Here is a 10,975-nt window from a genome sequence, read left to right on the forward strand (position 1 = left end):
ACTGATTATTAAGTTAATAAAATCCATTTCAAAAGAAATATTCTTTAAAGTGAAATATACGATTAGCATTTTCAACATAGTCGAATATAATTTGGTGGTTTGATATTAAAGCCACATTTTTCAGTGATTTAAACTTGGCTTACTTAATAAAACTCGCTTTTCAAGCCTCATACGGCTGCCGCGCTAATTCTCCTAACAAAATCTCCCTTAACATCCAATCCAACAAACACCTTTCTCATACATGTCATTGTCGCCTTTAAGATCGCCCTGAGCTGTCGCATCTTTAGAGCGGGCCAATTAATGCATTTTCTCATATGTGTAATGTTGCATTTGTGCATGTAACTCACAGACAAATTTCAAAGAAAAGTTAGTCTAGTGAGTCTATGTGTTTGGCGAGTATTTTTGTATGCGTAAACTAAAAATCGACACTTATTGCTTTGAAACTGGCGAACTAAAGGACAGCTTGTCGGTTCCTTTAGGGTTGGCAAAGCTGCTTGTGACACTCTTACCTCAAAATATATCGTCTAAATTTGACGAAAACGGGGAGCAATTAGAAGTATTAATCAACGAATTAAAAGACGTAAAGGCGGAAGGCATTTTATTTGAGTTGAAAGATGATGAGAGCAAAGAGCGCATTGTGTTTTCAGTGGCTTGAGTGGCTAGTCAATAACAAGCAATTCGACACGCTTGGTGTGTGAAGTATATGTTAAGTGTCGTGTTCTGTGGGTTTCAGGGGAAGAAATGAAAGAGTTTAAGGTTGAGGGCTGTAACGCGATACTTAGGTATCATGTTCTTCCCGGTTCGGAAGTGCCTATTATTTTTATACACGGCATTGGCTGTGCTGCTTCGTTTGATTATCCGGCCGTTGCGGCCAGTGAATGTTTGCTTTCTCATCGGCGCATTCTTGTCGATGGCGTGGGAAAACGCGAGCGGGCTAGCAGAAGCCATTAAGCGCGCGCTTTAATTAGGTGGTTTTACAAAAACTCAAAAATGAGGTGTTATGGAAAGAGTCATATCTAAAGATATAGTCCTAAAAAATCTGAAAGTTTCAGATGCTTTTGCATTATTTAATGCCGTTGAATCAAGCAGGGGGAACCTATCAAAATATATGCCCTGGGAGAAGAGTGTGGTCGATCTTGAAAGTGCGCGAGCTTATATCGAAGGTCGGCTGAACAGTGGTATCGAAGGCTCACAGTGGTTCGCAGTACACTTCAAAAAACAGTTTTCAGGCGTATTTGGTGTAAAGTCAATTCACCGCGAGACTCGAGCCTGCGAATTAGGCTACTGGCTTGCTGACAGTGCAACGGGGAATCGAGTGGTAGGGCAAATTTTGGAGGTTCTTGTTCCAACCTTAGCAAGCGAACAAGGAGTTAAAGCCTTTGAGTTCCATTGTTTAGAGAGTAACCTGGCCAGTGTTAAGATTGCGAAACGTGCAGGTGCGACGCTGAAGTCTAAGGGGCAACACACACTGGATGTGCCTGAAAAAGAGCAATCTATGTGTATCTATGCACTAGAGCTCTAGGCTTAATAAGTAATTTAGGATCCAACGCGTGGGATTTTTCATTCCATCGTTGGGTTTGTGCTTCTAGGACTGGGGTTTCTTTGATGATGATTTCTGGTTTGGAGGTTAGTATTCTTTACCCAAAATAACGTATTCGCTTATTCGCTTATTCGGCTATTAAGGCAGTAAAACCATGAACATGAAGGCGTTTTCTAGCTTGGTGGGTTTGTCGGCTCATACGCTTAGGTACTATGAAAAAATCGGTTTGCTTAAAAATGTTCAGCGTAATAGCAGTGGGCACCGAGTGTATACCGCGAAAGACGTAAAGTGGCTTGAGTTTGTCATTCGCCTAAAAGAAACGGCGATGCCACTCGAAGAGATATTGGAATACGCTCGATTAAGGGAGCAGGGCAGCAGCACGGTACTTGAACGTCAAGCTTTGCTAGAACAGCACCAACAGAGTTTAAAAGCGCATATTGCGCAGCAGCAATCTCATCTTTCCGCTCTGGAAGACAAAATTGACCTGTATAAAGATGGAAAAGTGCGTTGACTTAGAGTGAACTCTAACTTGTATGCTGCGCTCCTATTCAATACATAGGAGCAACACAATGAACACGTCACGTTTTGAAAAAGGGCTAGAACTGCTCAAACAGATTGATGGTGAAGCTGGGCAAAATGTTATCGAAAGCCTGCAAGACATTTGCCCTGATTTAGCCAAATACACCATCGAGTATCCTTTTGGTGATATCTATGCTCGCAAAGGCTTGGATTTGAAATCTCGCGAGATTGCGACGGTGGCAGCGTTAACCGCACTAGGCAACTGCGCCCCGCAACTTAAAGTGCATTTGAATGCGGCGCTTAATGTGGGTTGCAGTGAAGAAGAGATCAAAGAGGTGATCATTCAGATGTCTGTGTACGCTGGTTTCCCTGCTGCGCTGAATGGGATGTTCGCATTCAAAGAAGTGCTCGCTGAACGATCGGCGAAACACGACAGTTGATCTGATGCTTAATGCTTGGCGCCCCACCATTTGGCACTTAACGCCAGTGCCAAGTGTTGGTTTTATGAAAGTCATTTTAAAAGGGCGCCAGTAACGGCGCCCTCTAATCGGTTTACATTCATCGGTTAGGTTGGCGAGATGTCATACTCATGAGTGGTGGCTATGTGCTGTTGCTGCCTGAGCTGGCTGATGGTTAGGTTGATTGGCATCGGCTTATAGAAATAGAAACCTTGGATATAGTCGACACCTAACTTAGACAAGACTTTCACTTGCGATTCATACTCTACGCCTTCCACGATAACCTGCATGCCTAAAGTACGGGACAGTTGCAGCATGGACTCTAGCAAAGGAACACCAAAACTGGATTCGTCTGAAATGTTCTGCACGAAGACGCGATCAATTTTGAGGATGCTGAACGGAAATTGCCTTACGAAATCTAACCCTGAGTAGCCCGTACCAAAGTCATCAATTGCGACTTTCACGCCCATGTTCGCTAGCTTGGTTAGGTTCTCTTTTATCTTTGCCATATCCGCGTCTGAGCACTCACCATCTTCGGTTACTTCAAACACCACCTGCTTTAAAATCTCAGGGTTTCTTTTGAAAATCCCTGATACTTTGTGGGCGAAGTTACTGTTAGACACGACGTTTCGGCTGATGTTGACGCTGATGTATTTGTCTTCGAAAAGGTCTTGATTATGTTTGATGGTTTTCAATACTTCGCGTAGCACAAAGTACGTCAGCTCTTCTATCAAACCTAGTTTCTCTGCGAGCGGTATGAAAATAGCGGGCGATACGTTGCCTTCAATCGGGTGGTTCCACCTTAACAGTGACTCACAGCCCACGATTTGGGTAGTTTTCTGGTCAACAATAGGTTGCATGTGAACTTGCAGGTGTTTGTTTTTCAGAGCGCTAGAGAGGGAATATTCTAAACTGCGTTGGCTCTGTTTCTTATGTTTAGCGGACAACAGGACAATGGTGGTGATTCCCGCCATAAGAAACCCAAACCAAGAGAAGCTCATTAAGAAGTTGATGTAGTACTGGTGCCCGATGTAGGAGGTTATAGCCAGAGGGTAGGCCTCTGATTGTATGCGAACCTTCGAAAAGTACACACCGGGATCGGTCGGGTGAATATCTCTTTTTATCACTTCTACTTTTGAGTTGATTCCATGGCTGCTCAGGTTTGACTCTACAAGATCGTAGATAAAGTGTGGCGGTATCATCAGGCTTACTCCCGCCTGCTCTTTGTCCGAGAAAATCAGCATGATGGACTGCACCTTGGTAATCGCAGCGTTGGAGTACGATAAGGTGGTTAAGTTTGGATCGTCGTTGAGCCTTTCTCGGATGCTGCTATAAAGGCGAAATGACACCTCGCCATCGGTGGTAGAGCAGTAAAAGCGGTTATGTTTATTGAATACAGCGGCTTCTTTCACCCAATCGGCATTGAATACATTCTGGCGAAGCTCGGTCACGATGGCATCACAAGATAGAGCGGGTGTGATGCCTGCGAGAAAGCTGCCAAACCTGGCTTGGATCTCTTGAAGTCTGGTTTCAACTAATTGTGAAGATTCTTCGGTTAACGCATGATAATGAGACGGTGTAAAAGGAATGAGCAATGCCATCGACAAAACGAAAGAGATGGCAAAGTAGAATGTGGTCTTGGCAAAATGTTGGTACTTGATATCCATAATTGGAGAAGCGTTACCGATTGGATGAGCATTCGATTTAATTTATAAATTTAACGATTAGGTGGCAAGGAAAATAATAAATATTGTGAATGCACGCATGGATTATTGATAAAGATAATGTTTTTTAGTTTCACCAGTAACATATTGATGTTAATCCGGTTTTCTGTGTGGATTTTACGTGTTTTTGCAGTAGTAATACGAATTAAAAATATTTATAACCCTATAAAGGCTAGAGTTATATACGATTGCAATATTGAAGAAAACTAACCGAATGATTAGGGATTGGTATGAAAAAAGCGATAGCACTGCTCTTACTGACTTACTTCTCTGGTTTGGCACATGCTGGCGAAGACGCGGTTGATTGCGACAATGCGATGAACACATTGGAGATCAATCACTGTGCCGCACTTGAGCTTGAATCAGCACAGGTAGAGCTTGATACGTACTTAGCAGCCAGCTTTGAACACAATTCTGAGGATACTGAGTTGGTGGATGCCATTAAGGTCGCTCAGGAGAGTTGGAAAGCCTATATGACAGCGCATTGTGACTCTGTGTATACCCAATGGCGCGATGGCTCGATTAGAGGGCTGATGGCGCTTTCTTGTAAGACTAAGTTAACCAAACAACGCACGCACGAAGTGTGGGAAAACTTTTTAACTTACATGGACAGCACGCCGCCTGTGTTGCCAGAACCTAAGTTGATGGATTAGATACGTGAGGGCATTAGAAGAAGATTGCCACATCGTAACGTGTAACTGTGTAGGGCAAGGTATTTCACCTTGCCCTTTGTCTTGAAGTAATCTGCTCTTACGTTTCTTTATCTATTTTCTTCAAACGCTCGATCGAATTAGCGGCTTTCATTCGCTGAGCTTGATGAATATTTACCATCAGGCGGTTAAGTAGTTTTTGGAGCAGTTCTATATCAGGCAGCTGCTGGTTTTTAGCCTGTACTTCTAACTCTAATGCTTGTTTTGAAAGTGTATTGAGCCCTAAGTTGAGTGACATACCTTTAATAGAATGCAAGGTACAGCGCAGTTGCTCTAGCTCTTTCGCTAAGTAGTATTCAATAACTCGGTCAATGGATTGCTCAAACTCTATGATGGTTGAGTTGATAAGCATGCTAAACCCTTCCATGTCATCTTTAAGCATGACTAATATTTCCGAATGACTTATCTCTTCTTCGGTTAATCGTAATGTATCAATCGGTTGGCGGTGCAACTCTATGACGTTTTCATCGTTATCAGCGTTTTCTTTGGTGGATTGTTTAGGTAATCGATTTGAGAACTGCTGTAGGGCATCGAAGAAGCTCTCTTGTTGCAGAGGCTTAGTCAGTATGTGGTCGACTCCGGCATTAATGAAGCTGTCGTGAGCTTCACGAAACACATCGGCGGTGTATGCGAAGATCAGGGTGTTGAGCTTTAACTTATCGCGAATATATTGCGTTGTTTCGACCCCATTCATCTCGGGCATGTGGTTGTCCATCAGGATAAGGTCGTATTGCGAGTGTTGGAGGCGCTCGATGGCTCGCTTCCCGTTTTCAGCGAGATCGACTTTATGCCCTAGGTTTTCGCAGAAACCTTGCGCGACGATCGCGTTGATACGGTTGTCTTCGACTAGCAGAATGTTGAGAGATTCGTGTGCCAAGCTTTCAGTGTCGTTTGTATTAACCGGGCATTCACTGACTTTGCTTTCTTGCCATGCGATTGGCAACGTTACTTGGAATTTAGTTCCCAGCCCAACCGCACTGGTTAAGGTAATTTCACCTTTCATGAGGTTGACGAGGTTTTTTACTATGGCAAGACCAAGCCCAGTACCACCAAATTGCCTTGTGGTCGATGTATCGGCTTGTTCAAATGAATTAAAGACTTGTTCATGTTTGTCTTTAGGGATACCGACCCCTGTGTCAGTGACGCTAATGATGAGCTGGTTGTTAGGACGATTGAGCTCTGCTTGAATCGATACGTGTCCTTCTTTGGTAAATTTGGTCGCATTGCCACCCAAGTTAAATAGGATTTGACGTAACCTTGCACAGTCCCCGATAAGTTGAATATTGGTCGGTATGTTATTTTCGAGCAGCAGGCGGATGCCTTTCTCATCGGCCAAAGGTTTAAGCGCGCTACAAACTGGCTGTATCACTTGGACAAAATGGAAAGGGGCAATGTCTAGTTCAAGCTTGTTTTCTTCGACTTTAGAGAAATCGAGAACGTCATTGAGTATGGTCATTAGGTGATGGCCAGAATCGAGAATGATATTGATATTCTCTTTGGTTTCTGGCTCCTTAGTTTGGGCCGCTATGATCTGAGAGATGCCAAGTACGCCATTCATCGGTGTACGAATCTCATGGCTCATGGTCGATAAAAACTCACCTTTGGCTTTTACTGCCGCTTCGGCTTTGGTTCGTTCTGCAATGAGCTCTTGGTTTTTTGATCGCATTTCCTTGTCATTTTTTACTAGATTTGTCGCCATTGCTTTGAAGCTGTGCGTGAGGTGGGCGATTTCGTCTTGGGTGTCAGATTTTGAGTTAAGCTTGAGCGTTGCAGCCCCTTCTAGTAAATGACCTTCTGCTACTTTATTCGCTGCAGCTAGCAGTATGTCTATCCCTTGCTTAATCCTATTTGATGACCAAGCAGCGACAACCAGGCAAATGAATACGGAAAGGAGTGTCCCGACCAATAGAACGTAACTGGTTTGTTGGGCAGAATGGTCAGATTTGGTGACTCGAATACTGATTAGCTGTTGTTCTACCTCAATGAACTCAGCTATCTCCAAGCGAATTTGGTCCATCAGCTGTTTACCGGTTTTTTGCTGAGTAATATCGACAACACTCTGCATGTCTGCTTGGCCTCTATTCACCAACTCACGTTGCCATACCTCTTTTTCTCCCGATTCAATTAGCCATTTATTGTGGGTGGTATCAATGGTGTCCAGAAGTTTGACTTGGGCAGGGTTATCGCTCACTTGCTCGCTAAGAATCTGAATCTTTTGAGGCCAAACGTCCAGTGCTAAGTAATAAGGCTCTAGGAATACAGGGTCGCCAGTGATCAGGTAGCCACGCTGACCGGTTTCCATATCTACTGCTAGATTGAGTAGCTCTTGAGCGCGAGCAATGGCTTTGTGGGTGTGAACCACCCAGTGGTTGTCCTCAACCATGGACTGAGTATTTTTATGGACAGAGAAAGAAACGATTACGATTAGAGCAATAGGAACACAAAAGCTAACGAATAGCTTTTTTTGAAGGGAAATATTGTCGAACCAACCCAAAATCATAAAACAGCGCTCTCCATGTCGATGTTATTTTATTGATAGTGTAGGAGATAATCTGTTGCTTAGTGTTCAAGTGCATATATTGATGTGGAAATACCTCTATTTAATTACATAAATACATGTTTTGAGATCGAGAGCGGTGCATTCTTCGTGCTAAAAGGGCGGATGGGTAAGGTTTGATGGGCGACGCTTATTAATGGCTAACGAGCTAAAAGCTAAGGTTAAAGCTAAAACTTAAGGCTTAACGCTAAAGACTAAAAGCTAAAGCAAAAAAGCCAACTGGATAAGCTGGCTCTTTGTTCTGGAGTAGGGGAGCTGTGGATTAAATCGCTTTCACGCTGCTTCGCTCTACTAGAGTCGGCTCTAACTCGACGACCTGTGGGTAGGCGTCTGGTGTTTGTAAGCGACTCAACAGTGTATCAACGGCTGCTTTACCCAAGCGGTGTTTTGGCTGGTGGACGGTGCTTAAAGCCGGTGTCATGTATTTAGACAAGTGGATGTCATCGTAGCCAATGATTGAGAGATCATTGGGTATTGAGGTGCCATCTTGCGCTGCTGCGTGAATCACGCCCATTGCCATCATATCGTTACTTACAAACAGTGCGCTCGGCATTTTGCCACGCGCCTTTAGTATTTGATAAGAATCAAAACCACCATCACACTCGAAGTTCGATTCGACAATCCAATCAGCGTTGATTTCTAATCCTGCTTCTTCCATCGCTTGTTTGAAGCCTTGGTAACGCGATGATGCCTGGTTACGATGCAGCGGACCTGTGATACAACCAATTTGAGAGTGTCCGTTGTCAATCAGGTGTTTGGTCGCCATGTAACCACCTTGATGCGAGTTGTCTTGAATTTTGTCGCTCGCAAACAGCATTGGGCCCCAATCCATCACCACGACAGGCAGTTCTGGGTAACGTTCGAACACGTCGATATGTTCGCCTTCAAGGGTAGAGCACATCAGCATTAAGCCATCGACACGTTTTTGTAGCAGTGTATCGATCGACGATTTCATACGTTCGCTATCGCCTTCGGTGTTACACAAGATCAGGTTGTAGCCTTTTTCATAACAACGACGTTCAACGCCTTTTACTACTTCGCCAAAGAATGGGTTGGTAGAGGTTGTCACTAGCATGCCAAGCGTTTTGGTTTGCTTCATCTTCAAGCTGCGAGCTAATGCAGAAGGCGCATAGTTAAGCTCTCTTGCGGCATTGTTGACACGCTCAGCTATCTCTTCACTGACAAAACGTGACTTGTTGATCACATGGCTCACTGTAGAGGTCGATACCTTTGCGAGCTTAGCGATGTCTTTCATTGTTGCCATAAAAAATCCTTGTGGGAGTCACTTATCCACGTTGAGCGATATTCTGCCTGAAAACAGGGGCTTATGTTTAGTTATTTGTTGTTACATAACTTAATTAAGCTTCAACCTATTAGGCAGACAGTTGCTCTGCCAAAAATGCGTCTGTTTCATCACGGCTTGGAATAGACGTTTGAGCACCAAAGCGAGTTACTGAAATTGCCGCCGCAGCGTGAGCAAACTTAATTGCTCGCTCCATTGGCATATCTTCAAGTAAGCCTGTCACTAGTGCTCCGTTGAAAGTGTCACCAGCGGCGGTGGTGTCTGTCGCTTCAACGCGGAAGCCAGCGATTAACTCACCCTCACCGTTTTTACTTACCCAAACACCTTTAGCGCCAAGGGTGATCATTACCGTCTCGATGCCTTTCGCATGCAGAGCCAACGAAGCTTGGTGTGCGGATGCGCTGTCGGTTACGGTCACGCCTGTCAGCACTTCAGCTTCCGTTTCGTTTGGTGTAATCACATCAACACACGCTAATAACGTATCTGATAGTGGGCGAGCAGGGGCAGGATTTAGAATCACGCGAGTTCCGCTCTCTTTAGCGGTTTTCGCTGCGTATTCAATGCCTTCGATTGGGGTTTCCAACTGAGTTAGAAGGAATTTCGCACCGCGGATCTTCTCTAGGTGTGGTTCGATTTGTTCGCAAGTCAGCTTGTTGTTCGCTTCTGGAGAAAGACAAATGCTGTTTTCACCCGCTGCTGATACTTGGATCATCGCGATGCCAGTTGGCGTGTTCTCTGCCACGATAACACCGTCGATGTTGATGCCGTCTTTAGCAAAATCTTGACGAATGTTGATGCCGAATGGGTCGTCACCGACACAGGCGATAAAGCCGATATCTGCGTTTAATCGCGCAGCAGCGACCGCTTGGTTTGCGCCTTTACCGCCAGGGATGACCTGATAGTTACCGCCAATCAAGGTTTCACCCGGACGAGGGAACGAAGGAACTTGTAGTACGTGGTCAGCGTTAACGCTACCTAAAACAATCAGTTGAGTCATGATACGAGCCTTATGATATATCGTATTTGAAAATGCATGGGTCTTTCTCATGGTTAGCTATTCAGTCGCGAGAGAGTCGTCAAGTCGCGATAGAGGAATGAGAAACAGCGATGCACTGTCGGTTTTTGCTTTTTGCTTTGAGCCAGTGAGTAAATGCGCTATTGAGTGAAGAAAGCAGGGAGATAGGGGACTCCCTGCTTGGTATTACTCGTTTAGCACCGATTATTTAGCGATGATTTTTAGAGGTACTGGTACGTACTCGTCTACTTTTTCGCCTTTAAGCACTTTGTCTGCCATCTCGATACCTAGAGAACCGATTAGGTCTGGTTGTTGTGCAACGGTTGCGCCAAGTAGGCCACGGTTAACAGCAGCGATGCCGTCGTCTGTGCCGTCGAAGCCAACGATCATTACGTCTTTACCTGATGCTTGAACTGCGCGTAGTGCACCTAGAGCCATTTCATCGTTCTGAGCGAATACTGCTTCAACATCTGGGTTAGCTGCAAGTAGGTTTTCCATTACGTTCAGACCTTTAGTACGGTCGAAGTCAGCAGGTTGGCTTGCAAGAAGCTCAAGGCCGCTGCCGTTTACTGCGTTCATGAAGCCTTCACCACGTTCACGAGCTGCAGAAGTACCAGCGATACCTTCAAGTTGGATTACTTTCGCTTTTTCGCCCACTTTTTCCATGATGAAGTGACCCGCCATTTCACCACCGATTACGTTATCAGAAGCGATGTGGCTTACAACTTCACCACGGCTTGCGCCACGGTCAAGTGTTAGTACTGGGATGTTAGAGCGGTTAGCCATGCGAATCGCGTTAGACACAGCATCTGAATCTGTTGGGTTGATCAGGATTGCCTTTACACCACGAATGGTTAGATCTTCAATGTTCGACAGCTCTTTGCTTGGGTCGTTTTGAGAATCAAGAACGATAAGCTTGTAGCCTAGCTCTTCAGCTTTCGCTTCTGCGCCATCTTTCATGGTTACAAAGAATGGGTTGTTCAATGTAGACAGAACGATTGCCATTGTATCTTGCGCCTGTGCAGACACAGATACCGTTGTAGAAAGAAGAGCAGCAGAAATAAGAGTCGCTAATTTTTTCATGGTGTAAGTCCTTTGTGTAGGGTGAGCTAGGAGGCGAGTCCTAGCTCGTTGTTACATTATTTATAG

11 protein-coding genes are annotated in these 10,975 nt (G+C 44.7%); 6 read left to right on the forward strand and 5 right to left on the reverse strand.

The window, feature by feature from the left end:
- Positions 1-385: 385 nt before the first annotated feature.
- From BCT81_RS14835 to BCT81_RS14855, 5 genes are all read left to right on the forward strand, one after another.
- On the forward strand, positions 386-655 hold the full coding sequence (locus BCT81_RS14835) for a hypothetical protein (RefSeq protein WP_241908210.1): 270 nt from the start codon (positions 386-388) through the stop codon (positions 653-655).
- 86 nt (positions 656-741) lie between these two features.
- Positions 742-951: a hypothetical protein gene (locus BCT81_RS14840; RefSeq protein ID WP_241908211.1), complete on the forward strand. Its 210-nt coding sequence runs from the start codon at positions 742-744 to the stop codon at positions 949-951.
- Between the two features lie 49 nt (positions 952-1,000).
- Entirely contained in the window at positions 1,001-1,522 is a 522-nt protein-coding gene (locus tag BCT81_RS14845) for a GNAT family N-acetyltransferase (protein WP_102424925.1), read from the forward strand.
- A 172-nt stretch (positions 1,523-1,694) separates the two neighbouring features.
- The gene (locus BCT81_RS14850) at positions 1,695-2,051 is read left to right on the forward strand and encodes a MerR family transcriptional regulator (RefSeq protein ID WP_102424926.1); all 357 of its coding nucleotides are present in this window, start codon (positions 1,695-1,697) and stop codon (positions 2,049-2,051) included.
- 58 nt (positions 2,052-2,109) lie between these two features.
- Positions 2,110-2,499, forward strand: coding sequence for a carboxymuconolactone decarboxylase family protein (locus tag BCT81_RS14855; RefSeq protein ID WP_102424927.1), 390 nt, complete (start codon positions 2,110-2,112; stop codon positions 2,497-2,499).
- A 125-nt stretch (positions 2,500-2,624) separates the two neighbouring features.
- On the opposite strand, the gene BCT81_RS14860 is transcribed toward BCT81_RS14855, so the two are convergent.
- Positions 2,625-4,184, reverse strand: a complete 1,560-nt coding sequence (locus tag BCT81_RS14860; protein ID WP_102424928.1) for an EAL domain-containing protein — start codon at positions 4,182-4,184, stop codon at positions 2,625-2,627.
- Positions 4,185-4,471: 287 nt separating this feature from the next.
- Between BCT81_RS14860 and BCT81_RS14865 the strand changes: the two genes are divergently transcribed.
- Positions 4,472-4,894 (forward strand): lysozyme inhibitor LprI family protein, encoded by a 423-nt coding sequence (locus tag BCT81_RS14865; protein WP_102424929.1) that lies wholly within the window; start codon positions 4,472-4,474, stop codon positions 4,892-4,894.
- 97 nt (positions 4,895-4,991) lie between these two features.
- Here the strand turns inward: BCT81_RS14865 and BCT81_RS14870 are convergent, their stop codons facing one another.
- From BCT81_RS14870 to rbsB, 4 genes are all read right to left on the reverse strand, one after another.
- Positions 4,992-7,451, reverse strand: a complete 2,460-nt coding sequence (locus tag BCT81_RS14870) for a CHASE3 domain-containing protein (RefSeq protein WP_102424930.1) — start codon at positions 7,449-7,451, stop codon at positions 4,992-4,994.
- Between the two features lie 319 nt (positions 7,452-7,770).
- A complete protein-coding gene (locus tag BCT81_RS14875) occupies positions 7,771-8,772 on the reverse strand; it encodes a substrate-binding domain-containing protein (RefSeq protein ID WP_102424931.1) in 1,002 nt (333 codons plus the stop codon).
- Between the two features lie 109 nt (positions 8,773-8,881).
- Complete coding sequence (rbsK, locus tag BCT81_RS14880; RefSeq protein ID WP_102424932.1) at positions 8,882-9,808, reverse strand: ribokinase; 927 nt, start codon at positions 9,806-9,808, stop codon at positions 8,882-8,884.
- Between the two features lie 222 nt (positions 9,809-10,030).
- Positions 10,031-10,909, reverse strand: a complete 879-nt coding sequence (gene rbsB / locus BCT81_RS14885) for a ribose ABC transporter substrate-binding protein RbsB (protein WP_102424933.1) — start codon at positions 10,907-10,909, stop codon at positions 10,031-10,033.
- Positions 10,910-10,975: the final 66 nt, after the last annotated feature.

Source organism: Vibrio sp. 10N.261.52.A1 (assembly GCF_002876325.1).
Classification (GTDB): domain Bacteria; phylum Pseudomonadota; class Gammaproteobacteria; order Enterobacterales; family Vibrionaceae; genus Vibrio; species Vibrio chagasii.

Excerpts from the sequence above, each read along its gene's own strand:
- BCT81_RS14875 (WP_102424931.1), bottom strand. The coding sequence starts at position 8,772 with ATGGCAACAATGAAAGACATCGCTAAGCTCGCAAAGGTATCGACCTCT.
- rbsB (WP_102424933.1), bottom strand. The coding sequence starts at position 10,909 with ATGAAAAAATTAGCGACTCTTATTTCTGCTGCTCTTCTTTCTACAACG.
- BCT81_RS14840 (WP_241908211.1), top strand. The coding sequence starts at position 742 with ATGAAAGAGTTTAAGGTTGAGGGCTGTAACGCGATACTTAGGTATCAT.
- rbsK (WP_102424932.1), bottom strand. The coding sequence starts at position 9,808 with ATGACTCAACTGATTGTTTTAGGTAGCGTTAACGCTGACCACGTACTA.
- BCT81_RS14860 (WP_102424928.1), bottom strand. The coding sequence starts at position 4,184 with ATGGATATCAAGTACCAACATTTTGCCAAGACCACATTCTACTTTGCC.
- BCT81_RS14855 (WP_102424927.1), top strand. The coding sequence starts at position 2,110 with ATGAACACGTCACGTTTTGAAAAAGGGCTAGAACTGCTCAAACAGATT.
- BCT81_RS14845 (WP_102424925.1), top strand. The coding sequence starts at position 1,001 with ATGGAAAGAGTCATATCTAAAGATATAGTCCTAAAAAATCTGAAAGTT.
- BCT81_RS14870 (WP_102424930.1), bottom strand. The coding sequence starts at position 7,451 with ATGATTTTGGGTTGGTTCGACAATATTTCCCTTCAAAAAAAGCTATTC.
- BCT81_RS14865 (WP_102424929.1), top strand. The coding sequence starts at position 4,472 with ATGAAAAAAGCGATAGCACTGCTCTTACTGACTTACTTCTCTGGTTTG.
- BCT81_RS14850 (WP_102424926.1), top strand. The coding sequence starts at position 1,695 with ATGAACATGAAGGCGTTTTCTAGCTTGGTGGGTTTGTCGGCTCATACG.